This window comes from Peribacillus sp. FSL E2-0218 (genome assembly GCF_037992945.1).
Taxonomy (GTDB): Bacteria; Bacillota; Bacilli; order Bacillales; family DSM-1321; genus Peribacillus; species Peribacillus simplex_B.
In genome coordinates this window covers 5,033,061-5,055,473 of record NZ_CP150304.1, presented here as the reverse complement: position 1 = coordinate 5,055,473, position 22,413 = coordinate 5,033,061, and the positions used below count along the sequence as shown (strand labels likewise).

Sequence of the window (22,413 nt, the reverse complement as noted above, 5' to 3'; positions counted from 1 at the left end):
AATAGGGATTATATTGTAATAAAGGAGCCGGTTGAATTGATAAAGACGATTGCGATTGACATGGACGGAACATTATTAAACAAAATGCAAAAGGTCAGTGTGGAAAATAAAGAGGCGATCCAGAAGGCACAAAGAGAAGGGGTGGAAGTGATCATCGCCACTGGGAGATCATACGTCGAAGCAAGGTTCGCTTTAGATGAAGCGAATATCGATTGCCCTGTCATCTCTGTGAATGGGGCGGCCTTGTTCACAAAGGAAGGAAAGATTGCCGCTTCGAATCCAATGTCTGCTGCCACTGCAAAAATGGTCGCTGAAATCCTTGAGGAACAAGGGATTTATTTCGAAATTTATACGAGCCAGGGGATTTATTCCAAAAATTACGAAAAATCAATATCCGTTTTGGTGGACATATTCGTAACGGCCAATCCCGAGATGGATGCCGAGAGAATGAGGAAATTCGCAGAGGAGCGCTTGCAGCTTGGACAAGTTACATCGATCTCCGACTATTCCGAGCTATTCAGCCATTCTAATGTGGAATATTATAAAATCCTCAGCTTCTCCAAAGATTTAGATTTATTGAATCAAGTTGCTTCGAAATTGAACGGGCAAGGTGGAGTCACCGTCACCTCATCAGGACGTGAAAATGTGGAAATCATGAGTACGGAAGCCCAAAAAGGTACGGCGCTCGAAGCATATGTGAAGGAAAAATCCGGTTCCATGCAGGAAACGATGGCCATCGGCGATAATTATAATGATGTATCCATGTTTGAACGGGTAGGCTTGGCTGTGGCCATGGGAAATGCCCCGCTCGACATTCAAAAACTGTGTGATGAAGTGACAGGCAAGAATGATGAATCAGGTGTAGCGCAGGCAATATTGAAGGTGCTCAAACAGTCAGCCTATTAAACTCACGAATCGAAGGGGGAAAGGCGTTTGAAAAGATGGCTTCTATATTTCCTTATGGCTGCATTGACTCTGGCAGGTTGTAATGGCAAAGAAGAGGACAGCAAAACCGATCCAAAGCCTGATAAAGAAGTGGCGGGCACGCTTGGTCAAGATCCTGAAGTACTCGTGACGAATCTGCATTCCCCATGGTCGATCCAAAAGGTTGGGAGTGCGATGTATGTTTCAGAACGGACAGGCTCCATCGTGGAATGGAACAAGGGCAAGCTGACACGGCAACCGGTCGAGCTTAAGAAAACATTATCTTCAAAAGCGGAAGCTGGACTGCTTGGTTTTTTATTGACGCCCGACTTTTCTGAAAGCAGGCGAGCCTACGCCTATTATACGTACGAAGATGGCAGTGGGAATTCCATCAACCGAATCGTCTCCCTGCAAAAGGACAATGATAAATGGCTGGAGCGAGAAACGTTAATCGATGGAATACCAAGCGGTGACTACCATCACGGCGGACGCCTCAAGCTTGGCCCCGATGGCATGCTTTACGCAACAACAGGGGATGCCAAGAAACCGGAAATCGCACAAGATACTGTTTCATTAGGCGGGAAGATTTTGCGCATGAATCCAGACGGCACCATTCCTAAAGATAATCCTTTCGCAAATTCGTACGTCTATTCGTATGGCCATCGCAACCCGCAAGGACTGGCCTGGGATGATGCCGGGAAGTTATATGAAAGCGAGCACGGAGAGTCCGCTCATGATGAAATAAATGAAATTGATCCAGGCAAGAACTATGGCTGGCCGGAGATTGAAGGTGATCAGCAAAAACCGGATATGATCAATCCATTGATCCACTCAGGCGAAAACACTTGGGCCCCCTCCGGACTGGCCTATTTTGATGGGAAGCTATTTATTGCAGCCTTAAGAGGTGAATCGCTTAAGCAGTACGATATCAAGAGCGGCAAAATGACGGATATCATCACGAATGCCGGGCGGATCCGCGATGTCTTCGTGGATGAAGAATTCCTATACTTCATAAGTAACAATACGGACGGACGAGGAAATCCCGATGAAACAGATGATAAACTTTATCGTCTGCCCCTATCCCAATTAGAAGGAAATATGCCCTGAAGGATTCAGGCCCCCGCTAATAGAGGCAGCGAAAAAATGCCCGCAGTTGTGCGAACGCTTACCTACACCGATTTTTATTGTTACACGTGAAGCCCTCGCCCAATGGCGGGGGCTCCTGCTGCTGCATGAATTGGTGAGTAACGCGCTGAAATCGTGAAAATAAGCAGTAGTCATGCGGAGAAACCGCGTCAAATTGATGAGCAACGCCAGAAATTGGCGCGAAACAGCAAAAAAGCGTGTGAAAAGCGATATCTTTCCGAGAACCCGCCTCACATTTCGAGGCAACGCCCAAATTGGCGAGTAAAGTCGTCAAATTGGCGAGTAAAAGTCCCAAATTCGCCGAGTGAATTCCCGATATTCGCAAGCAACTTCCGAGAAACCGCCCCGAACCGACAATGGTTATCGTCTGCCGAGTAACCATCCCGAATCATCCGCAATCAGTCAAAACGAACATTTGATCAAGAACCTGCTGTTAAGTTGTGTTCAGGGCTCGGATTCTTCGTTTGGAGGCTGGACTTTAATAAAGAAATATTGTATAGTTACCTAGGTAACTACTTTACAGGAGGAATACCTATGCCCTTCCATGATGGGTTTTTTCATCAAAATTTACAGTTCTCGAGGTCATTTACAAAAAAGTTGAACGAACAATTGGCTAAGGTTGATCTTTTTCATTCTCAGTGGTTGATTGTTTTTTATTTGAATCAATATGGGAGTTCGACGCTTGTGGAAATCAGCAACTATCTCGATGTGGAGAAGCCGACGGTTACACGGACGGTGAACCGTTTGGAGGAACGTGATTTAATCGAACAAATACCCGGGAAAGATAAGCGGGAACGGAGAATACAGTTAACGGAGTCCGGTAAAAGGACTTTTCAAGAGGCCAAAAAAGTGGTGGAGGAATTTGAGCACCAATTATTGAGTGGTATGGCCGAAGAGGATCTTGAGGTAACGCAAAAAACCTTGAAATTCTTGAAGGAAAAATTAAAACAATTGTAAGGAAGAAGGATTTTACATGAATCAAAAACCAAAGCTGTGGACGAAAGATTTTCTGATTGTGTCTTCAGCGAACTTTTTTCTCTTTTTAACTTTTTATGTGTTGATGGTGACATTGACGATTTACACGATCGATCAATTCCATGCGTCTCAAGCCCAGGCGGGACTCGCTTCAAGTATTTTTGTCCTTGGGGCTGTGCTGGTCAGACCGGTTGCCGGGAAGAAAATTGACCAGGTCGGCCGCAAAAAAATGCTTTTTGGTTCCTTGATTTTATTTTTGTTAGCTTCGATTGGCTATTTCATGGTCAATGGTTTGTTTCTTCTATTGATCGACCGGCTTATTCACGGTTTCGCTTTTGGTCTTGCGACGACTGCAACCGGAACGATTGCCGCAGATATCATTCCGAATGAAAGGCGTGGGGAGGGGACAGGGTATTTTGCGATGAGTACAAACTTGGCCATGGCTTTCGGTCCGTTTATCGGTTTGCTGATCACCCAGCATTTTAGTTATTCAATCATCTTCTATGCTGCCTCGGTGTTTGCCGCATTTGCTTTAGTCGCTTCGTTGTTCATGAATGTGCCAGAAGGCGAAAAGGGCAAAGTTTCATCACGAAAAGGGTTTAAGATCAGTGATTACTTTGAAAAAAGTGCCCTGCCGATTGCCATTTTCATCGGATTTGCCGGATTTACTTATTCGAGCATCTTGTCTTATTTAACATCGTTTGCAAAGGAAATGAATTTGATGGATGCCGCAAGCTTTTTCTTCGTCGTATTTGCCGTATTCCTGCTTGCGTCGCGACCGTTTACAGGACGGATGTTTGATGTGAAGGGGGAGAATGCGGTGATTTATCCGGCCTTGATTTTTTATGCGGTCGGCATGGTCATCCTCAGCCAATCCCATCATGGAATCACGCTTCTGGTAGCCGGTGCTTTTATCGGTGTTGGGTATGGTACGTTCCAATCAAGCTGCCAAGCGATTTCCATCAAGGAGGCACCGTCAAATCGGATGGGTTTGGCCACTTCCACGTTTTTCACCATGTATGATTTCGGGATTGGGGTTGGCCCGTTCCTATTGGGTTTCCTTATCCCATTTACCGGATTCAAAGGGTTATTCATCGGCATGTCGAGTTTCTCATTCATACTTATCGGAATTTATTTCTTGGTACATGGTAAAAAAGCCTCGAGCAGAAAGAAACTGCAGGCGGAAGAGCGGATGTCTGCTTAAAGTATAAAATGAAAAAATGAGGGCATGCTAGTTATATGATTGATTTTCCAAAGTATCCCCCTTTCTCCGCCTGTATATAACAGGCGTTTTTTTTATGCCATAAACAAAGAAACCGCCTAATGGGCGGTTTCTTCAAAATTTATAGGTCCATAATCGTTCCTTGCGTATCCACTCTAGGAAATCGGCATCCTGATTTTCGAATTTTTCCTTCCAATCAAGTACCATCGCCTCCGTTTGGGAACGGTGAGCCGTAACGGCAGCAACTTTTTTCTCTTCGACCGCAGTGATATCATGGATGATGTCAGGTTGCCCTAACTCTTGGATGCAGTTGTTGGAGAATGCGACACAATGAAGTTTTGGACGTTTCGTTTCCTCGATTCTTTCCACGGCACGAACCACGGCCCTCGCCGTCGCTTCATGGTCAGGATGGACGCTGTATCCTGGGTAAAACGTGATGATCAATGATGGATTCAATTCATTGATGGCATCGGTAAATATGGACGTCAGCTTTTCATCATCCTCGAATTCTATCGTCTTATCACGCAAGCCGAGCATGCGTAAGTCTTCAATGCCGATCGCATTTGCTGCATCGATCAATTCCTTTTTACGGATTTTGGGGAGCGATTCTCTCGTTGCAAATGGCGGATTGCCTAAATTACGTCCCATTTCTCCTAGTGTTAAGCATAAATAGGTAACAGGTGTGCCCGCTTCTCTATGGATGGCAACCGTACCGGAAACCGAGAAGGCTTCATCATCGGGATGTGGGAAAATGACTAAAACATGACGTTCTTTTTCCAAGGTATATTTCTCCTTCCGTTTACTTACATTGAGTATGGTTAAAGGTAAATGGGAATGGGATTAAAGGTATGTCAGGATCATTCAAAGGGTGTGGGACTGAGCTGCATGGAGACGGCAAGCTTTCCGGAAAAATCAAGACCTGCGACTAGCAACCTTCCTTGTTCATCCACTTCGAAGTGGTTTACGCCTTCTGCATATACCCAGCCGATATTGAGCTTTAAGCCGATGCGGTAGGGGCCGTCCCCAACGATCTTGCCATGTTCATATTGTATAAGAGCGTTACGAATATAAGCACCTGCCGAAAAGAAGGCTTCATCTACATGAGTGGCATAGGCACCATTTGTCGTTTCCAGGTGAAGATATACATCTTTTCCGGCGAAAGAATCAATAGCATTTTGCACCTCGGTGCGGTCTATAGGTTTCATTCTATAATTTCCTCCTTAACTGGGCGGCTAGATAAGCTTTTCCTTCTTCCCATTTTACTAAATAAAATCAAAAAAAGCGAAAAAGGCCGCTCGATGAATTGGAGCGGCCCGTAAACGTGATGATTTATTTTTGTGTGTTTTGCGCATTTCCATATTTATGGTATGCCCCATGGTTGACCGGTCCTACATAGTCATTCATCTTCCAGGAATGGCGAACCGCTTCTGTAATGAAGTCTTTCGCGATGTGGATGGCCTCTCGCGGGCTTTTTCCTTCAGCCAGCTGCGCTGTAATCGCCGCTGATGATGAACAGCCGGCACCATGTGTATTGGTTGTTTCAATTTTCTCGGATTCAAGGATTTCAAATTCTTTTCCATCATAGAGAAGGTCGATGGCTTTATCAAGATCAAGCTTATTTCCACCCTTGATCAAGACATATTTTGCACCAAGTGCATGTATTTTTTCGGCGGCAGCCTTCATATCATCGATCGTTTTGATAGGCGCCGTCCCTGCTAATTGGGCAGCCTCGAAAAGGTTAGGCGTCACTACCGTTGCACGCGGAACGAGTAGATCACGCAGAGCCACGGCTGTTTCAGGGTGCAATACTTCATCCTCACCTTTGCATACCATAACTGGGTCGATTACGACTTTGTCCAATTTCAACTCGTCAATTTTACGGGCAACGAGTTCGATGATTTCAACTGAACCGAGCATACCTGTTTTCATGGCGTCAATTCCGATTGATAGAATCGTTTCGATTTGGGCCTCCAAAACATTTACTGGTGTAGGGAATACATTATGGGACCAGCCATTCTTAGGGTCCATCGACACGATTGTCGTTAAAGCGGACATACCGTAAATGCCGAATTCTTGAAATGTCTTTAAATCAGCTTGAAGACCTGCTCCGCCGCTGGAGTCAGATCCAGCAACTGTCATAGCTTTTTTCATAGTCATTATGTGACCTCCTCAGGAGAATTAGATATCGATATTATCATCATACCAGGTAATATCCTATTTTTAGAATATACCAAAATTTATTTTATGTAAAACTTAGTTGTTTCCCCGTCTGCGGGCCTGAAAATGAGGTAAAGTGTGTGCCTCTGATGGGCACTTTTCATAAGTGTATCATATCGCATTTCGTTTATCGGAAACCAGGATTCCAAGATGTGATCCAATCAATCTATGGTGTCATTATTCTCGAAGTTGCATTAAACTATTTACATACAATGGATGCTTTTTTGGGATACATAGTAGGTATAGCATTACCGTAGTAGGCTCGATTAAACCGAAAAAAGGGAAGGATGATGCGGATGGAATCGACGATGTTGCTTCTAGCTGGTGGAAAATCAAGCCGGATGGGCAAGAATAAGGCATTACTGACAATAGCTGGCGATGTGAACATTTCAAGAGTGGCATCCGAACTGAAAAAGGTGTCCGATAACGTGTTGGTCATTACGAATACATTCGACGATTATCGTTTTCTGCAACTTCCGTTAATTGCTGATTTACATAAAGATCATGGACCGCTTGGCGGCTTGCATGCAGGTATGACTGCCTCGCAAACTCAGCTGCACTTCCTTGCAGCCTGTGATATGCCCTTTGTGAGTGCCACTGTCATTCATGAATTGATGGCCAATTACGAGCCTTCATTCGATGCGGTCATTCCGGAGATAAATGGGCGGCTCCAGCCTCTTTTTGCGGTTTATCACAAAACCTGTCTCCCTGTACTGACGGAGTGTTTGATGAGCCGGGAATTGAAAATGAGCCGTTTTCTGGAGAAGATCTCGGTGAAAATCATTAGGGAAAAAGACTTTAAGCTATATCACGAAAACCCTGAATGTTTTCAACACGTATTCTTCAATATGAATACGAGGGAGGACTATCAAGAAGCTGTCCATATTAAGCAAACGGAATGGGATATAAAGGGTGGTAGAGATGAATTATAAAATTTCAAAGGATCCGATCGTCATTCAGGAAGTGATTGATAAAGTAGTAAAACGAAATGCAGGTGCCGTCACGACCTTCATTGGGACGGTACGGGAAATGACCAAGGGCAAAAAGACCTTATTCTTAATTTACGAAGCCTATGAACCGATGGCGATCAAGAAATTAGAGCAAATCGGTGCGGAGATCAAGGAACGTTGGCCTGAAGCGGAAACGGCGATCACCCATCGTGTAGGTAAACTCGATATTACGGATATCGCAGTCGTCATTGCCGTCAGTACGCCGCATCGAAACGATGCATATGAGGCGAATCGGTATGCGATTGAAAGAATCAAGGAAATTGTCCCGATTTGGAAGAAGGAACATTGGGAAGATGGGGAGACGTGGGTCGGGAACCAGTTGGAGACCTTACCATATCCATCAGGAAAACCGAAGGAGATGGACATCCATGATTAACGTGCTTTTATTTGCCCAATTGAGGGATGAATCAGGAAAAGAGTCCATTTCTATAGAAGGAAATGGCTGGAGTGTGGACGAGCTGAAAAGAAAATTGAAGGCGGACTATCAATTAGGGAGCCTTGAAACCGCAATGACGGCAGTCAATGAAGAATTTGCCGATGATGACACGATCTTATCGGACGGGGATACAGTGGCCTTCATTCCGCCTGTAAGCGGGGGCTGAGCGAATTGGATAAGGTGGGCGATGTGAAAGAACGATATTCCAGGCAAACGTTATTTGCCCCGATCGGTGAGCGGGGTCAATTGGAAATCCAAAAGAAGCATGTTTTACTCCTGGGGGCAGGCGCATTGGGGGCTGCAAACGCCGAGGCCCTTACCCGTGCGGGAGTAGGGAAAATCACCATCGTGGATCGGGATTATGTGGAGCTTAGTAATTTACAGCGCCAGCAAATGTATACGGAACGGGATGTCGAAGAGAGGCTGCCAAAGGCTGAAGCCGCAAAGCGTCATTTACTCGAGATCGATCATGGAGTGGAAGTGAATGCCCTCATCATGGACGCAACCGCGCAAAACCTGGAGCAGCAGCTTGGCGGGGTTGATTTGATATTGGACGCAACCGATAATTTTGAAACTCGGATGATCATTAACGATTTGTCACAAAAGCTTCATATTCCATGGATTTATGGGGCATGCGTCGGCAGTGTCGGCATGGCCTTGACGATCCTTCCCGGAAATACGCCTTGCCTGCACTGTTTGCTTAAAACGATCCCCATTCAGGGCATGACCTGTGACACAGGGGGCATCATATCACCGGCGGTCACGATGGTGGCGGCCCACCAAATGGCCGAGGCTTTGAAAATCCTTTCAGGGAATCGGGAAGCGATTCGTCCGGCACTCGTTACCTTTGATCTGTGGCGAAATCAATACCAATCTGTGAAATTAACAAAAGCGAAAAAGAAAGATTGCCTTTCTTGCGGCGAGCAGAGATCTTATCCTTTTTTAACCGGAGATAACGCAACGAAAACAGCGGTCCTTTGCGGAAGGGACACTGTGCAGGTCAGGCCGCCCAAGCCAGTTAAGCTGCGACTCGAGAAGCTGGCAAAAGGTCTGGTTGGAAGTGGCTATGCAGTGAAATTCAATCCTTTTCTCCTCTCCTGCGAAAAAGAAGGAGTGCGGATGGTCATTTTTGAGGATGGCAGGGCGCTGATACACGGTACGAAGGATATGATCCAAGCAAAAGCAGCCTACCAAAGTATACTAGGATAATGAATAGTAAAAAACGGGACCCGTTGACGGGCCCCGCTTTTTATATATAGGGTAATGCTACCTTATGTCGTTGGATTATTTAGAAGCGACGATGACGACTTTTCCTTCGTCAAGCACTTCCTCGTAACGTTCTGCTTCCATGTCGCTAAGGCCGAGGTTGCTCATGCGGTTACGAAGCTCGTCTCCACGTGATTTAAAGAGATTGCCAACCGTATCGAGGAAGCCCTGTTCCTTCATTCCTACATCTTCCGTATTCGTATTCTCGGTAAGGTGCTTCGAACGGGTTTTGTCATGAGCGAACAAGTAAACATCGTCCTTCGTATATCCTGAAGTGACTAACTCGTCGATTTTTTCCTTTGCTTGTAAACCGTTTTCTACTACATGTACTTGATACATATAAACTCCTCCTTGAATTTTAATGTAAGATTCTCTGGAATATAGGTAAATGGAATCTTGTTTATCGTGATTGTTAATTAGCTATAGTAGTATATAACCTTATTTACGAGTGCCTAAACATCTTATGACAAAATAATTTAATAGGTGGTGAAGCGAAACACCTTCTGGATGCGGTATGTTAAATATTTGAAAACGGGAAGGTCCTTCTGATATTCACTATAATCGGCCGTGTATGTTCCGTTGCGATTTGTCCAAAGTCTTTGAAAATAGTCAGCGACATCATAAGAAATGTCCGCATCTTTTGGTGCATGGATTTCAACATTCGCTTCAAGGTTAAAGTCATCGAGATTACGTGAGGTGTAATTGGCTGATCCGCCAAGAACGATCGTTTCCTTTTCCTTTTGTATCATCATCAGCTTTGTATGGAACTGTTCTTTATCGGTTTTGTACCAGCGGATTGAAATATTTTCATCCCCCAGCTTCTCAAATTCGGCGGCCACCGGGAGATTCGGGAGGCCGATTTTTTCACTTCCGAAGGCGTTTTGATTCGGGTCCAAGATCATCTGAATCTTCACGCCCCGTTTAGCGGCGTCCGTTAACGCTTCGATCACCTCACGATCGGCAATGTAAAACATGGCAAGGTGGATTTTGTCCCCTTTCCTCGTTTCTTTTATCGTTTTAAGGACATGCGTATTGATTTTTCCTTCCGTGAGCAATTGCACCGAGATCGGTCCTCTATCTTCAGCCGCCTCGTTGAATTCCGGGAATGCCTTTGGACCGCCGGAGAAATTCGAAGCCGCTTCCTCCGCTTTAATGAAATCACCGATGATATTCCCCTTCATCTGAAACGCGATATTGGAATGGAATCCGCTTGCGTCATGGGGGTTGGCAGATGAAATGATCGCCGTTTTTTCGGTCGCGACCACTTTTCTGTGGTTGGCTTTAATATTCATCAGCCTAAGGTAAGAACGAAAGGTGACCTTTGGTGCTGTCTTAGCCATTGGATTCACGATCCAGCCTTTTCCCTCTTCGCCAAACCATTGGAAAAAGGTCCGATATACGCCGGAATAAAGAGGGTTCGGGTCGCGAAGTCGGTCTAAATTGGTCACCACGACATCGATGCCATTTTGCTTCATGGTTTCTAGCGCATCCAACTTGTAAGCATTATAGGAAGTATTCACTTCATCGGTAATGAATATCACCTGGAGTCCGGGTTTCTTTTTCTTTTGGGCAACCAGTTTATCCGTCAGTGTCTTGGTTAGCTTTGGGAAGTTTACCTTTTCATCATAAAAATCATTAAACAAAAACATATCGATTATGATATAAGAATCCGCCTCTTCGATGGCATTATTGATGGTTTGAAAAATTCGTTGCTCATGTTTAAGATTCCCTTGTTCATCGTGGTAGGAAAGGTCATAGATGAAGTCGACATCCTCGACATGATGAACCTTTCCTTCATAGGAAATGCCCTTGGGAAGGGGCTTGTAGCTGTTATAGACGATCACTGCCGTAATGACAAGCAAAATGCCAACCAGCAGGTAAAATCGTTTTCTTTTGTACCATTTTTTCATAGGGAATCCTCCAACATGGTTAAATTGCTTGCTAACTATCTGTTTTCCCAATTAAGGGGTATAAAGAAACATATATCATGGTCTATCAAAAAGGCGAAGGCCGTTCGTTTGTTATAATATAGTCTAAAAGAAGAAAGGGGCTATGCATATGGAAAAGCAAATATTAACAAATGATTGGTGGCCTCTATTGAAAGAGGAATTCAAAAAAGAATATTACCAGGAGCTAAGGGAATTCATAAAGCGAGAGTACAAAGAGCAGGTCATTCATCCGGATCAGGACGCTATTTTCAATGCACTTCACTATACGGCCTATGAAAACGTGAAGGTCGTCATTCTTGGCCAGGATCCTTACCATGGGCCCGATCAAGCGCATGGCCTTAGCTTTTCCGTTAAACCGGAGGTGCGCATTCCGCCTTCATTAAGAAACATCTTTAAGGAACTGCATGCTGATTTAGGCACTGACATTCCAGATGAGGGATACCTTGTTGAGTGGGCAAAACAAGGTGTGCTTCTTTTGAATACCGTCTTGACTGTCCGTGAAGGAGAAGCGCACTCACACCGGGGAAAAGGGTGGGAAAACTTTACGAATCAAGTCATCCGCCTGCTGAGTGAGCGGCAGAAACCGATCGTTTTTATCTTATGGGGGAAACCGGCACAAACAAAGATGCCTTTGATTGATGAAAGCCGCCATAAAATCATTACATCCGTGCATCCGAGTCCGCTCTCGGCTTCCCGTGGGTTCTTTGGCAGCAAACCGTTTTCCAAAACCAATCAATTTCTTATGGAAATGGGGGAATCGCCCATTGATTGGGAAATCTCGGGTGCGATGAGTCGAAAAGGAACATGAAGCGGGTGAATTGTATGTCGTGCCGTCATTTTTACGTCACGTGGGATCCCAACTTTCCAAAAGGGTGCCGCGCCTTTCCATTCAAAACCGCAAACCTGCCGTCTCTTGATGTGTTTAGATCATCGGGGCAGGTGTGCCTCGAATTTACAGCCAAGAAAAATATGAAGTAGTAGGTTTTACAAAGGTGTTTTCTTGCTTGATTTTTGCTATGCTAGTGATGAAAGTTTTGACCTGTATATGGACGAGGTGGAAAATTTGGATATTTCTTCAAGAAAAATGCTGGATAAAATCGAAGAGCTTGCTTCGAAGGCAAAGCAGGCAAACTCAGAGGATAAGGTGCAGGGATATGTCATTGCCATTAAAGCCTTATGTGAAGTAATGGTTGATGAAAAAGTGGGAAGCGGCATTTCGAAGCCAATCACATTGTCTCAGCCCATCATGACGGCTACACCGAATGTAGAGCCGGTCAAAATGGATGAAGCCAATGGAGAGTCTTTATTCGATTTTTAAAAGCAGCGAAGGGAAGCGAAATCATAGTGAAACTGTTCATCATTTTAGGTGCAATCAATGGGTTCATTGCTGTCGCACTAGGTGCATTCGGTGCCCATGGGCTCGAAGGGAAGATACCCGATAAATATTTGGAAACATGGCAAACGGCCGTTCAATATCAAATGTTCCATGCGGTCGGTTTATTAGTAATCGGTTTATTGGCTGGAAAAATCTCAAGCCCGTTAGTCAATTGGTCTGGCTGGCTTATGTTAATCGGAATCATCCTCTTTTCCGGAAGCCTGTTCGTTCTAAGCGTCACGCAGATCAAGGTGTTAGGCGCCATCACACCGCTTGGAGGAGTGTCGTTCTTGGCAGCTTGGGTATTGATGGTCATTGCTGCCTATAAGTACTTGTAAGGGCAGGATCAAAAAACATCTCCATGAAAAAGGGCCTCAAAATCGATACGATTCTGAGGCCCCTTTTTTATCATCTCATTCACCTTGGCGAATAGGTGGCAAGCCCTGCGCCTCCATATGGATAGTCGTATTCGATTTCTTCATCAAAGGTAATGTAGTCCAAGTACACCATCGGGATTAAATACCGTTTGCCGGTTTGCGGGTCGCTTATGATCAAATGGTCACGTCCTGCAGCTTCGATGATTCCTTTGAAGATCTTTGCATTCCATTCCTTATTATTTTCAAATGTTGTATAAACGGTCGCTAATTTCCCTTTGTTCAAACGCAGGATGTTTTCGATGTATGATGCTTCGACTGGAAGCATGCCAGGTACCTGTGGTCCGGATGTCGATTGATTCATCGGCATCGGGATCTGCTGCGGCGTGCCGGCTATGGTTGGCTGTTGTGGCTGGTATGCCGGCTGTTGATAGGCTTGCTGCGGAAAAGACTGTTGTTGCTGGTATGGTGTCTGCTGCCGCTGGCTGGACTCATTGTTTTCATTCGGGTAATAGGGGCTTCCACCATACGGGTAGTTACCATAAGGATTATTTTGTGACATTGCATTCCCTCCTAAAGTTCAAGGCTTTTTGATTATTTTGGTGGCGAAAATCCGAGTACTTGAAGCAACAGTGCGATTTATAGCGACCGCTCGAAACAATCCCCGGCAGCTTAAAAACCCACAATGAATTTTAAGCGATACATAACGTTGCCTTTCCTGGTTTACGCGGGTAAAGTGATATCCGCTAAACGTAATCTAAATAGAAGTAACGTTCCTTCACCTCGCTGGATTTAGGCGTTGCCTTGTTTTCTTTTCCTGAAACGTCGAATGAGCCGGTAAAAATTACATTCATCACTATTGAAAATGTATGGGATGTGTGTTGGATTTATTCCATAGCTGGGGAAAATAAAAAGGAGGGAGGTGAAAAAAGAGAAAAGCTTCCGGAAGCCGGAAGCTAAAGTATCTTATACGTAGAGGAAAGAGGCTATGTTTTCTTCAGGCAGAATATTGCCTACAAAGAAAGAGCCGAACGCAGCGTAACGGGCGCTCACTTCATCAAAACGCATTTCATAAATTAATTTCTTGAATTGAAGGACGTCATCCGCGAAAAGTGTTACGCCCCATTCATAGTCGTCAAAACCGACCGAGCCGGAAATGATTTGTTTTACCTTGCCAGCATAACTGCGGCCGATCAAGCCATGTGAACGCATTAAGCCTTTGCGTTCTTCCATGGAAAGCATATACCAGTTGTCATCGCCTTCACGGCGCTTGTCCATTGGATAGAAGCAAACATGTTTCGCCTTTGGCAGGATCGGATACAGTCTGGAACGTACATGAGGGTTCTGATAAGGGTCCTCACCATCTCCTCCTGCAAGGTAATTGCTTAGCTCCACCACTGAAACGTATGAATAAGCCGGAATGGAATATTCGGCAAGCTTCGTTTTATTGAATTCATTTTCGATTGCATTCAATTCTTCCATTGTCGGGCGGGCAAACATAAGCATGAAGTCCGCTTTCTGGCCAACGATGGAATATAGGGCATGGCTGCCTTCGTTGTCGCTTTGGGTCATATTCCATTTATCGAGTAAACCTTGGAACTCCGAGATGGCTAGTTGGCGTTCGTCACTTGATAACGTTTTCCAAGATGCCCAATCGATCAGGCGGAAATCATGTAAACAATACCAGCCGTCCAGTGTTTGTGCTGCTTCACTCATTACGATCACTCCTAAGTCTTATTATAGCTTTAATATAACATAGTTTCAGTATAAGGAAATTTAGGTCAACCCGCAAACGCCATCACTGTTTTCGGTGCTGAGATGTGGCTGGAATTTAGCGGGCCGCTGGAGTATTCTAAAAAAGGCAGGGTAGGAAAGAATGGTTCAATGATTAAACATAGTGCAATCAGGGGAAACGTATCTAAAAAGGAGGAAGCGCCAGTGAGCAATTTATTTGAAATGTTGGAATCAAAAGTTATGGGTCATAATTTAAAGATCGTTTTTCCAGAAGGTTCGGATGAACGGATTTTGGGAGCCGCAGGCAGGCTTGCCAAAGCAAAACTGGTTACACCTGTATTGATCGGGGATATCGAATTGATTTCCGAAAAGGCCAGGGGATTGAAAATCGCCCTTGATGCAATCGAAATATATGATCCGAAGAATTACATCATGATGGATGAAATGGTAGAAGCGTTTGTAAAGGTCCGTGCCGGTAAAGCGACAGTCGAACAAGCACGTGAAATGTTAAGGGATGAGAACTATTTCGGAACGATGCTCGTCCACATGAAACTGGCACACGGAATGGTAAGCGGTGCGGCGCATTCCACGGCCGACACGGTTCGTCCCGCACTGCAGATCATTAAAACTAAGCCAGGCGTCCAAAAGACATCGGGAGTCTTCATCATGGTCCGTGGCGAGGAAAGATATGTGTTCGCTGATTGTGCAATTAATATAAACCCCACTTCCCAAGATCTTGCCGAAATTGCCATTGAAAGTGCCAAGACTGCTCAAATGTTCGATATCGAACCGCGCGTGGCACTGCTGAGCTTTTCGACGAAGGGATCTGCCGTTTCGCCTGAAACACAGAAAGTCGTCGATGCTGTCGATTTAGCGAAAGAAATCGATCGGGAAATCATCCTCGACGGTGAATTCCAGTTTGATGCGGCGTTCGTTCCTTCGGTGGCAAGACAAAAAGCGCCGGATTCCCTTATTCAAGGAGATGCCAATGTTTTCATTTTCCCAAGCCTCGAAGCAGGGAACATCAGCTATAAGATGGTCCAGCGTTTAGGTGGCTTCGAAGCGGTCGGCCCGATCCTTCAAGGTCTGAACCGGCCTGTGAATGATCTTTCAAGGGGATGCAATGAAGAGGATGTATATAAACTGGCCGTCATTACAGCGGCGCAGGGGTTTGCGGCCCAGTACCAATAAGCGGTTCCTTAGATAACATGTAAAGGGAGATTTCTATGAGTGAAACAGGTTCATTATTAATGCAGCAAGAGTGGCGGGTGATAGATCAATCTTCCGTTGGTCCCCAGTTCCCGGCTCTGGAATCCTTTGCAATGGATGATACATTATGTGCTTCCGTCGGTTCAGGTAACTCAGTGGCCGTAGCTAGGGCGTGGGTGCACCATCGAACCGTCGTCATGGGCATTCAGGACACGAAGCTGCCTTTTCTCAAGAAGGGTTTGGGTCATTTAGAGGAACACGGTTTCCAGGCCATTGTCCGCAATTCCGGGGGGCTGGCCGTCGTGTTGGACGAGGGGGTCCTTAATCTCTCGCTCATTTTCCCTGAAAACGAGCAAAAAATTGAAATCAATCGTGGCTACGATGCGATGTGGGAGCTTGTTCAATTGATGTTCGCCGATTTCCCGGTCAAGATGGAGGCAAGGGAAATCGTCGGCTCCTACTGTCCGGGAAGTTATGATTTAAGCATAAATGGACAAAAGTTTGCTGGCATATCCCAACGCAGGATCCGCAATGGGGTAGCGGTGCAAATCTATTTGTGCGTCAATGGAAGCGGGGCCGAGCGCGCCAGTCTCGTGAAAGGTTTTTATGAGGCAGCGAAAGGCAATGCGGAAACGAAATTCGCTTATCCGGCTATCGTCCCTTCTGTAATGGCGTCCCTTTCGGAATTGCTGGATGTGCAATTGAGTGTCCAGGATGTGATGCTCAGGTTCCTCAATGTATTGAAGGAGCATAGCGGAAGGATATTCTCGGACACGCTTTCCCCAGGGGAATGGCCGTTATATGAGGCCTACTTGACAAGAGTGTTGGAGCGGAATGACAAAGTATTTGCTTCATTGAATGTTTGAATGTGGAAAGCCGTCCCTGTAAGTTCAGGAACGGCTTTGTTCACTTCATACGATTTTATCATTCACTGAAACTTGGATAAGGAGAAAAAGAGCCTTACTCCAGACTCCTTTTCCGATCGATTTATTTAGTATCGGCCATCCTCATGTGGTCGGGCAAACATGCGCTCCACATTATTTCATCATTCAGCCATTTTTTCCAAATTTCCATTCCGATCCATTTTGAATTTCGTTGCCGGGCGCTCCTCTTCCTCTAACAAAACGAGTTTTCTTGCCCGATTCATGATATTCATCAAAGTCTCATAATCTTCCTGCATCAAGCCACTATTTTGTTCGAGATGGCTGATTTTATTCTCGAGCTCTTCATTTCGTTTTTTCAGACCCTTGATTTCAAGCTTCAATCTTTCATTTTCGGTTTTTAATACTTCTGCCTGAAGCGTACGCCCATTCATAGATTCAAGGTAGGCGATGACGGTATCGAGGTTCAGGGCCCTTTCCGTGGATACTGGCGCATTGTGGACCCTAGGCGCCAAGGCTTCGGCCACCACGAATTCTTCAGCAGCCTCATAACTGCTAGCATCGGCTTCCATTTCCAGCTCTAGCTCCTCTTCTTGCACTTGGGGTACCATTATGTCGGATATGGTAGGGGTCGGCGGTGTATAAAGAAGCCGTTTTTTCGCTGCTTGATCCTTTCCAAGGATCCTTTGCCGCTGCTTCCGCTGTTTCTTGGCAAGGGATAGCGCTTTATCATAATTATGGCGGACCACCGCATTCCAGCGGAATCCGCAGGCGGCAGAGGTGCGATTCAGCTTATCTCCTACTTCTTCAAATGCATTCAGCTGAGTGCTTCCTTCCCGCACATGGCGCAATACCGTTTCTGCCAAAAGCAAATCATCTTCTTCTGTCCATGCGTCTTGACGAACCTTCATTTCTACATACTCCCTTTCTGGTAACTTTTCAAATGAATAACTATATAAAAGATCGTGTGGCCATGATTTAAGCTGTGTTCTACTAGCATTTTGGACAAATTCTGGATTTTTTATACAAAAAGGTTGAAAGGATACTAGTTTTTTGACTGATTACGTCTTTTCCCATCCTTTTCGCTCATCAAGTCCACTTGATATTCATAGGTAGAAGCGGTAAAATACCTTTTAGCCATATAATTGGATGAATAAATAGTTTGTTATGGGAAGGATGGTGACCGGAGGATGTCCAATGAATTCAGGGTGTGCGATGATTGCTTGGCGGTGAATATTAAGACGTTGATCCCCCGTCTTGAAAAGCTTGATCCCGACGCGAAAATTGAAGTGGGCTGCCAATCATATTGCGGTCCAGGCAGAAAGAAATCATTTGCCTTTGTCAATAACCGTCCGGTTGCTGCACCGACAGAAGACGAGTTACTAGATAAAATCAATAAAAAACTAAAGTAGGATCCATGCAGGATTGCTTTTTTAATAAAATGAACAGGCTGACATCACCCGGATTGAAACAAACTGCGGTGATTTTTTATTTCCTTATTTTTGGGGCAAAACCAAATGGAATCTTCCGTTTTCTTACAGAATGCCCCCGCTTGCTAGCAAGGGGATAGTTAGGGTTTTTTGTCAAAACGCGATATAATGGATGCATCGAGACTATGAAAAAAGAGGGTAGTTCATGGAATATTCCCGCGAGAAATTACAAGAAGAAAAAGTATTCAAGGACCCGGTGCACCGATATATACATGTTCGTGACCGGGTTATATGGGATCTGATCGGAACGAAGGAATTCCAGCGCCTTAGAAGGATCAAACAGCTGGGAACGACGTATTTGACCTTTCATGGTGCGGAGCATAGCCGGCTCAGCCATTCGCTTGGAGTTTATGAGATTGTCCGGAGGATCGTCGATGATGTCTTCGAGGGAAGGCCGGAATGGAAGCCGGAGGAACGTTTACTATCATTGTGCGCGGCCCTGCTGCATGATTTGGGTCATGGACCTTTCTCTCATTCTTTTGAAAAGGTATTCGACCTCGACCATGAGCAATTCACCCAGCAGATAATCGTCGGCGACACGGAAGTGAATAAGATCCTCCTTAGGGTAGGCCGTGATTTTCCTAAAAAAGTGGCTGAGGTCATCGCAAAAACCTATAAAGGCAAATTAGTAGTCAGCCTGATTTCCAGTCAGATCGATGCTGATAGAATGGACTATTTACAGCGTGATGCCTACTTTACCGGCGTGAGCTATGGACACTTCGATATGGAAAGGCTGCTTCGGGTCATGAGGCCGAGGGAAGAGCATGCCGTGATCAAGCAAAGCGGGATGCATGCAGTGGAAGATTATATCATGAGCCGCTACCAAATGTATTGGCAGGTTTATTTCCATCCAGTCACGAGAAGTGCAGAGGTCATTCTCACTAAGATCTTACATAGAGCAAAGCATTTATACGAAGCCGGTTATGAATTTGCTCAGGAACCGCATCATTTTTATTCATTGTTCAAGGGGGAAGTGACCTTGGCTGACTACTTGAAAATGGATGAAGCGGTGATGCTCTATTACTTCGAGGCTTGGGAAGAGGAGAACGATGCGATTTTAAAAGATTTATGCACGCGCTTCGTTAACCGGAAACTATTTAAATATGTGGAATTCCATCCTTCGAACAATCAGATGAACAGATTGATGGAATTAAGGACGCTTTTCAAAAAGGCAGGGATCGATCCGGATTATTATCTCGTCGTCGATTCTTCTTCAGATCTGCCGTATGATTTTTACCGTCCTGGTGAGGAAGAGGAAAGACTGCCGATTCACTTGCTGAAAAATAATGGCGAAATTCGTGAATTGTCGCGTGAATCCGAAATCGTCGACGCCATATCAGGCAAAAGAAGAACGGATCATAAGCTGTACTATCCAGCAGATATATTGCGTGATGAATCGACGAAGAAAAATTTAAAAAAACAGATCCGTGAGCTTTTGGAGCTATCGGATTGAAGTGGTACATTTATGGTGAGGAGTGACGAGCCTTGTTTAAGGATCATGCAAATATTATCAATGCAATTTCTACTGCCGGTGAAATCTCAGGGCGGAAAAAATTACAAAAAATCGTGTATATCGCGAAAAAGCTTTCATTTCCGTTCCACGAGAAGTTTCAATTTCATTTTTATGGACCGTATTCGGAGGAGCTGACCTTACGGATTGAAGAGCTTTGCGAGATGGGCTACTTGAATGAGGTAAGGGAAAAAAAGGCAGGCTATTATCAATATTGCTATTCCATAACGGATGCGGGCCAGGATTTCCTATCCATACAGGAAGTGGAGATGCCTGCCCTCGAGGCATGCTTACATGATATGAATGAGCAGAATGCCCGATTCTTGGAGCTGGTTTCAACGGTGTTATATTTCGACACGCTTGAAAAAGAGGAAGTCACCGAGAAGGTATTCACACTGAAAAGCAAACAAAAATACACACCTGAAGAAATTGATGAAGCATATGCATATATTGATCAGCTAAAAACAAAAGCTAAGCCGAATTGAGCTCCCTTTTTAAAAGGCAAAAAAAGCTAGGCACTATGAAGGGGAGGCTGTCTGTATTTTGCAGGCGGCATCTTTTTTAGGTTCCATTGCATGAATAAGGCGTGAAACTTATGGGGCATATCCCGGCAGTTTTACCTTAGTGTGACATGGATTGACCCCTTTTCATTTTCTTCACCGACGAGATGTGGTTGGTAGAGTGAAACCTCTAAATGGAATGATTAAAGCCGATGTAAGTCATTATGGAAGGCGTCCTTGGCCGATTCTTCATAGATTTAAATTCACCGCTTTGTCAACACTGCAGGCAAAGGGGCTTTACCGCATGTGAGGAGAGATCACGGGATCGCCTGCAGTGATGAAACGGATAAAGTACAATGGTAACTCTATCTGCCTTTTATGCATGAACAGACCAGCAAAGAAACATCGTTCAAATATTAACTCGTTCAATCGACGTGATTTTCCCCATTTTAAACAAAAGTGCCCTGCAGGATGGATCTTTTTTAAGGGTCCATCCTGCAGGGTACATTTTAAATGAATGACTTAGCTTTCCCCGTTATGTAAAAACTCATAGGTCGCTTTTACGGACACCGGCTACTGCCAAGTGGTTTTTTGACATTTCTTCAATGAAAATCGTCACGGCTTCCGCTGGTGCTCCGGTTGTTTCCGTAACCGCGGCGGTCACCTTCTCGACTAGAGCTTTTTTTTGTTCGTCCGTACGGCCTTCAAGCATTTTGACTGTTACATATGGCATCATGATCCCCCCTTTCGTTCTTATCTTGTAGTGTTTCACAATGAAAAAAGAATTGCAAGACACGGAAGTCAGAGTTTTTTTCACTTCTTGGTCTTTTGATGTATACTAACGGTAATATATATTGGGGGAGAAGCTATTGGATCAATTAGAACGGTTTTTGGCTTATGATTTGGAACAACTTCCATATGTCATTGTGTCATTGTTGATCGCATTTACGGTTCATGAATTTTCACATGCGTATGTCGCCTATAAGTTCGGTGACCCGACTGCAAAGAATGAAGGGCGAGTGACGTTGAATCCGATATCCCATTTGGATCCGATCGGGACTTTGCTGATACTGATCGCCGGGTTTGGCTGGGCAAGGCCTGTCCCGGTCAATCGTTTTCATTTCAAGAATCCAAAGCTGGCCGGAGTGCTCGTCTCTTTTGCGGGTCCGTTCAGTAACTTGATCGTTGCCATTTTGGGTTATTTGATTTTTTACGGGCTGCTTGCAGCAGGAGCTGGACCTGATTTACCTTTTTTCGTCCAGCCCTTCCTGAATGTGCTCATAAATTTGAACGTCCTTTTATTTGTATTCAATCTGATCCCGCTGCCGCCGCTCGATGGTTATCGGATCATACAGGATCTTGTTTCAGCGGATTTGCGGGCAAAGATGACCCAGTATGAGCAGTATGGGTCGCTGATTTTTTTGATTTTGATCATCACGCCGCTTAGCAACTATACAATTAGACCGATTATGGATACGGGTATTAAATTTGTAGGAAGCAGTTTGAGTCAATTTTTTTCACTATTATTTTTTTAACAAATAAGAAATGACAAACCATAAAGGGGGATATGAAACATGGAAGAACAACCGAAGAAAAAGGTAGGCTTCAATATCATCAAAAATGATCCTACTGAGGGGCATGGCGGATACGGGGCTGGGGTTTTGACGCTCGATAACATTTCACCGGTCATCATCGATGTCGATGCAGGGGAAGCCGAGGTGGATATCGGTGCGATGCACGCGAGAAGTGTCGTGGAAAAGGGGATCAAATTCCTGAAAACCAAAGAAGAGGTCCCGAATGCAAAGCCGTACTGGCTTGTTTGGGTGACGATCGAAGCGACTCAAAACGGCCCTCAATATGCAGGTGTGACTGCCTGTGAAATGTTGGTCGACCGTTCCATCAGACGCGGCTACAAATCCCTTCCGGAGCATGTTAATCGGATGGATAAGTCGCTTAAACGTCATATCATCGTCGAGGACATGGATGATAAATCAAAGCGTGTACTGGCAGACTTCCTGAAAAACCATGATGCGGGAATGTGGGAGCGTTCTTCAGTGAAGCTCAAGGAATCATTGACGGTATAATTGTGATTTCCATGCTGAATTATGAAGTTTAGTGAAAATTGCACTTGTAGGAAACGGATAAAATCAGTAAACTTAAAGACAGCAGTTTAGACACTGTGGAACTAGGACAGA

At 44.9% G+C, this 22,413-nt stretch carries 27 protein-coding genes; 18 read left to right on the top strand and 9 right to left on the bottom strand.

All coding sequences use genetic code 11. The features are described 5' to 3' along the window. Positions 1 to 36 precede the first annotated feature (36 nt). The 4 genes from MHI53_RS24460 to MHI53_RS24445 all read left to right on the top strand — a co-directional run bounded on the left by MHI53_RS24460 (position 37) and on the right by MHI53_RS24445 (position 4,249). Entirely contained in the window at positions 37 to 906 is an 870-nt protein-coding gene (locus tag MHI53_RS24460) for a Cof-type HAD-IIB family hydrolase (RefSeq protein WP_061141336.1), read from the top strand. 27 nt (positions 907 to 933) lie between these two features. Beyond that, positions 934 to 2,031 carry a PQQ-dependent sugar dehydrogenase gene (locus MHI53_RS24455; RefSeq protein WP_340372501.1) on the top strand — a complete coding sequence of 366 codons (1,098 nt, stop codon included), beginning with the start codon at positions 934 to 936 and terminating at the stop codon, positions 2,029 to 2,031. 573 nt (positions 2,032 to 2,604) lie between these two features. Further along, positions 2,605 to 3,027 carry a MarR family transcriptional regulator gene (locus tag MHI53_RS24450; protein WP_061141334.1) on the top strand — a complete coding sequence of 141 codons (423 nt, stop codon included), beginning with the start codon at positions 2,605 to 2,607 and terminating at the stop codon, positions 3,025 to 3,027. A 16-nt stretch (positions 3,028 to 3,043) separates the two neighbouring features. Then, on the top strand, positions 3,044 to 4,249 hold the full coding sequence (locus MHI53_RS24445) for an MFS transporter (protein ID WP_340372500.1): 1,206 nt from the start codon (positions 3,044 to 3,046) through the stop codon (positions 4,247 to 4,249). A gap of 132 nt (positions 4,250 to 4,381) precedes the next feature. On the opposite strand, the gene bshB2 is transcribed toward MHI53_RS24445, so the two are convergent. The 3 genes from bshB2 to pdxK form a co-directional block, all read right to left on the bottom strand. Further along, complete coding sequence (gene bshB2, locus MHI53_RS24440; protein ID WP_061141332.1) at positions 4,382 to 5,047, bottom strand: bacillithiol biosynthesis deacetylase BshB2; 666 nt, start codon at positions 5,045 to 5,047, stop codon at positions 4,382 to 4,384. 77 nt (positions 5,048 to 5,124) lie between these two features. Next, positions 5,125 to 5,472: a YojF family protein gene (locus MHI53_RS24435; protein WP_061141331.1), complete on the bottom strand. Its 348-nt coding sequence runs from the start codon at positions 5,470 to 5,472 to the stop codon at positions 5,125 to 5,127. Between the two features lie 124 nt (positions 5,473 to 5,596). Next, positions 5,597 to 6,424: a pyridoxine/pyridoxal/pyridoxamine kinase gene (gene pdxK / locus MHI53_RS24430; protein ID WP_198512518.1), complete on the bottom strand. Its 828-nt coding sequence runs from the start codon at positions 6,422 to 6,424 to the stop codon at positions 5,597 to 5,599. A 356-nt stretch (positions 6,425 to 6,780) separates the two neighbouring features. Here pdxK and MHI53_RS24425 point away from each other — a divergent pair, with 356 nt between their 5' ends. Genes MHI53_RS24425 through MHI53_RS24410 form a run of 4 tightly spaced genes read left to right on the top strand, consistent with a single transcriptional unit; the run spans position 6,781 to position 9,139 of the window. Beyond that, a complete protein-coding gene (locus tag MHI53_RS24425) occupies positions 6,781 to 7,416 on the top strand; it encodes a molybdenum cofactor guanylyltransferase (protein ID WP_340372499.1) in 636 nt (211 codons plus the stop codon). After that, positions 7,406 to 7,870, top strand: coding sequence for a molybdenum cofactor biosynthesis protein MoaE (locus MHI53_RS24420; protein WP_061141328.1), 465 nt, complete (start codon positions 7,406 to 7,408; stop codon positions 7,868 to 7,870). The genes MHI53_RS24425 and MHI53_RS24420 overlap by 11 nt, the downstream gene beginning before the upstream one ends. Then, positions 7,863 to 8,096, top strand: a complete 234-nt coding sequence (moaD, locus tag MHI53_RS24415; protein ID WP_061141327.1) for a molybdopterin converting factor subunit 1 — start codon at positions 7,863 to 7,865, stop codon at positions 8,094 to 8,096. Before MHI53_RS24420 ends, moaD begins: the two co-directional genes overlap by 8 nt. Before the next feature lie 23 nt (positions 8,097 to 8,119). Then, entirely contained in the window at positions 8,120 to 9,139 is a 1,020-nt protein-coding gene (locus MHI53_RS24410) for a MoeB/ThiF family adenylyltransferase (protein WP_340373725.1), read from the top strand. Positions 9,140 to 9,214: 75 nt separating this feature from the next. Here the strand turns inward: MHI53_RS24410 and MHI53_RS24405 are convergent, their stop codons facing one another. Further along, on the bottom strand, positions 9,215 to 9,535 hold the full coding sequence (locus MHI53_RS24405; protein WP_061141326.1) for a general stress protein: 321 nt from the start codon (positions 9,533 to 9,535) through the stop codon (positions 9,215 to 9,217). Positions 9,536 to 9,672: 137 nt separating this feature from the next. Continuing rightward, positions 9,673 to 11,106: a phospholipase D family protein gene (locus tag MHI53_RS24400; protein WP_340372498.1), complete on the bottom strand. Its 1,434-nt coding sequence runs from the start codon at positions 11,104 to 11,106 to the stop codon at positions 9,673 to 9,675. Positions 11,107 to 11,254: 148 nt separating this feature from the next. Here MHI53_RS24400 and MHI53_RS24395 point away from each other — a divergent pair, with 148 nt between their 5' ends. The 3 genes from MHI53_RS24395 (at position 11,255) to MHI53_RS24385 (ending at position 12,858) form a co-directional block, all read left to right on the top strand. After that, positions 11,255 to 11,953: a uracil-DNA glycosylase gene (locus MHI53_RS24395; protein WP_340372497.1), complete on the top strand. Its 699-nt coding sequence runs from the start codon at positions 11,255 to 11,257 to the stop codon at positions 11,951 to 11,953. A 255-nt stretch (positions 11,954 to 12,208) separates the two neighbouring features. Beyond that, on the top strand, positions 12,209 to 12,463 hold the full coding sequence (locus tag MHI53_RS24390; protein ID WP_157805546.1) for a YwdI family protein: 255 nt from the start codon (positions 12,209 to 12,211) through the stop codon (positions 12,461 to 12,463). Positions 12,464 to 12,489: 26 nt separating this feature from the next. Further along, positions 12,490 to 12,858 (top strand): DUF423 domain-containing protein, encoded by a 369-nt coding sequence (locus MHI53_RS24385; RefSeq protein ID WP_061141322.1) that lies wholly within the window; start codon positions 12,490 to 12,492, stop codon positions 12,856 to 12,858. A 79-nt stretch (positions 12,859 to 12,937) separates the two neighbouring features. Here MHI53_RS24385 and gerQ read toward each other — a convergent pair whose 3' ends face one another. Then, complete coding sequence (gene gerQ / locus MHI53_RS24380; protein WP_061141321.1) at positions 12,938 to 13,456, bottom strand: spore coat protein GerQ; 519 nt, start codon at positions 13,454 to 13,456, stop codon at positions 12,938 to 12,940. 404 nt (positions 13,457 to 13,860) lie between these two features. Next, positions 13,861 to 14,610: a hydrogen peroxide-dependent heme synthase gene (gene hemQ / locus MHI53_RS24375; protein ID WP_061141320.1), complete on the bottom strand. Its 750-nt coding sequence runs from the start codon at positions 14,608 to 14,610 to the stop codon at positions 13,861 to 13,863. Positions 14,611 to 14,832: 222 nt separating this feature from the next. Here hemQ and pta point away from each other — a divergent pair, with 222 nt between their 5' ends. Both pta and MHI53_RS24365 read left to right on the top strand, forming a co-directional pair. Then, a complete protein-coding gene (gene pta / locus MHI53_RS24370) occupies positions 14,833 to 15,819 on the top strand; it encodes a phosphate acetyltransferase (protein ID WP_061141319.1) in 987 nt (328 codons plus the stop codon). Between the two features lie 35 nt (positions 15,820 to 15,854). Continuing rightward, positions 15,855 to 16,703, top strand: coding sequence for a lipoate--protein ligase family protein (locus tag MHI53_RS24365; RefSeq protein WP_340372496.1), 849 nt, complete (start codon positions 15,855 to 15,857; stop codon positions 16,701 to 16,703). Between the two features lie 179 nt (positions 16,704 to 16,882). Here the strand turns inward: MHI53_RS24365 and MHI53_RS24360 are convergent, their stop codons facing one another. Continuing rightward, positions 16,883 to 17,629 carry an RsfA family transcriptional regulator gene (locus MHI53_RS24360; RefSeq protein WP_061141317.1) on the bottom strand — a complete coding sequence of 249 codons (747 nt, stop codon included), beginning with the start codon at positions 17,627 to 17,629 and terminating at the stop codon, positions 16,883 to 16,885. Between the two features lie 279 nt (positions 17,630 to 17,908). Here MHI53_RS24360 and MHI53_RS24355 point away from each other — a divergent pair, with 279 nt between their 5' ends. The 3 genes from MHI53_RS24355 to MHI53_RS24345 all read left to right on the top strand — a co-directional run bounded on the left by MHI53_RS24355 (position 17,909) and on the right by MHI53_RS24345 (position 20,203). Continuing rightward, the gene (locus tag MHI53_RS24355; protein WP_048683566.1) at positions 17,909 to 18,130 is read left to right on the top strand and encodes a DUF1450 domain-containing protein; all 222 of its coding nucleotides are present in this window, start codon (positions 17,909 to 17,911) and stop codon (positions 18,128 to 18,130) included. 223 nt (positions 18,131 to 18,353) lie between these two features. Next, the gene (locus tag MHI53_RS24350) at positions 18,354 to 19,661 is read left to right on the top strand and encodes an HD domain-containing protein (protein ID WP_061141316.1); all 1,308 of its coding nucleotides are present in this window, start codon (positions 18,354 to 18,356) and stop codon (positions 19,659 to 19,661) included. A 32-nt stretch (positions 19,662 to 19,693) separates the two neighbouring features. After that, on the top strand, positions 19,694 to 20,203 hold the full coding sequence (locus MHI53_RS24345) for a hypothetical protein (RefSeq protein ID WP_061141315.1): 510 nt from the start codon (positions 19,694 to 19,696) through the stop codon (positions 20,201 to 20,203). Between the two features lie 562 nt (positions 20,204 to 20,765). Here the strand turns inward: MHI53_RS24345 and MHI53_RS24340 are convergent. Beyond that, on the bottom strand, positions 20,766 to 20,951 hold the full coding sequence (locus MHI53_RS24340) for a 2-hydroxymuconate tautomerase (protein WP_034315897.1): 186 nt from the start codon (positions 20,949 to 20,951) through the stop codon (positions 20,766 to 20,768). Positions 20,952 to 21,087: 136 nt separating this feature from the next. Here MHI53_RS24340 and MHI53_RS24335 point away from each other — a divergent pair, with 136 nt between their 5' ends. Further along, positions 21,088 to 21,753: a site-2 protease family protein gene (locus MHI53_RS24335; RefSeq protein WP_061141314.1), complete on the top strand. Its 666-nt coding sequence runs from the start codon at positions 21,088 to 21,090 to the stop codon at positions 21,751 to 21,753. Between the two features lie 39 nt (positions 21,754 to 21,792). After that, positions 21,793 to 22,302 (top strand): YwhD family protein, encoded by a 510-nt coding sequence (locus MHI53_RS24330; RefSeq protein WP_061141313.1) that lies wholly within the window; start codon positions 21,793 to 21,795, stop codon positions 22,300 to 22,302. Positions 22,303 to 22,413: the final 111 nt, after the last annotated feature.

Bases quoted from the DNA above. Each gene is read 5' to 3' on its own strand.
- MHI53_RS24450 (WP_061141334.1), top strand. From the start codon at position 2,605: ATGCCCTTCCATGATGGGTTTTTTCATCAAAATTTACAGTTCTCGAGG.
- MHI53_RS24445 (WP_340372500.1), top strand. From the start codon at position 3,044: ATGAATCAAAAACCAAAGCTGTGGACGAAAGATTTTCTGATTGTGTCT.
- MHI53_RS24435 (WP_061141331.1), bottom strand. From the start codon at position 5,472: ATGAAACCTATAGACCGCACCGAGGTGCAAAATGCTATTGATTCTTTC.
- pdxK (WP_198512518.1), bottom strand. From the start codon at position 6,424: ATGACTATGAAAAAAGCTATGACAGTTGCTGGATCTGACTCCAGCGGC.
- MHI53_RS24425 (WP_340372499.1), top strand. From the start codon at position 6,781: ATGGAATCGACGATGTTGCTTCTAGCTGGTGGAAAATCAAGCCGGATG.
- MHI53_RS24420 (WP_061141328.1), top strand. From the start codon at position 7,406: ATGAATTATAAAATTTCAAAGGATCCGATCGTCATTCAGGAAGTGATT.
- moaD (WP_061141327.1), top strand. From the start codon at position 7,863: ATGATTAACGTGCTTTTATTTGCCCAATTGAGGGATGAATCAGGAAAA.
- MHI53_RS24405 (WP_061141326.1), bottom strand. From the start codon at position 9,535: ATGTATCAAGTACATGTAGTAGAAAACGGTTTACAAGCAAAGGAAAAA.
- MHI53_RS24400 (WP_340372498.1), bottom strand. From the start codon at position 11,106: ATGAAAAAATGGTACAAAAGAAAACGATTTTACCTGCTGGTTGGCATT.
- MHI53_RS24395 (WP_340372497.1), top strand. From the start codon at position 11,255: ATGGAAAAGCAAATATTAACAAATGATTGGTGGCCTCTATTGAAAGAG.
- gerQ (WP_061141321.1), bottom strand. From the start codon at position 13,456: ATGTCACAAAATAATCCTTATGGTAACTACCCGTATGGTGGAAGCCCC.
- hemQ (WP_061141320.1), bottom strand. From the start codon at position 14,610: ATGAGTGAAGCAGCACAAACACTGGACGGCTGGTATTGTTTACATGAT.
- MHI53_RS24365 (WP_340372496.1), top strand. From the start codon at position 15,855: ATGAGTGAAACAGGTTCATTATTAATGCAGCAAGAGTGGCGGGTGATA.
- MHI53_RS24360 (WP_061141317.1), bottom strand. From the start codon at position 17,629: ATGAAGGTTCGTCAAGACGCATGGACAGAAGAAGATGATTTGCTTTTG.
- MHI53_RS24355 (WP_048683566.1), top strand. From the start codon at position 17,909: ATGTCCAATGAATTCAGGGTGTGCGATGATTGCTTGGCGGTGAATATT.
- MHI53_RS24350 (WP_061141316.1), top strand. From the start codon at position 18,354: ATGGAATATTCCCGCGAGAAATTACAAGAAGAAAAAGTATTCAAGGAC.
- MHI53_RS24340 (WP_034315897.1), bottom strand. From the start codon at position 20,951: ATGCCATATGTAACAGTCAAAATGCTTGAAGGCCGTACGGACGAACAA.
- MHI53_RS24330 (WP_061141313.1), top strand. From the start codon at position 21,793: ATGGAAGAACAACCGAAGAAAAAGGTAGGCTTCAATATCATCAAAAAT.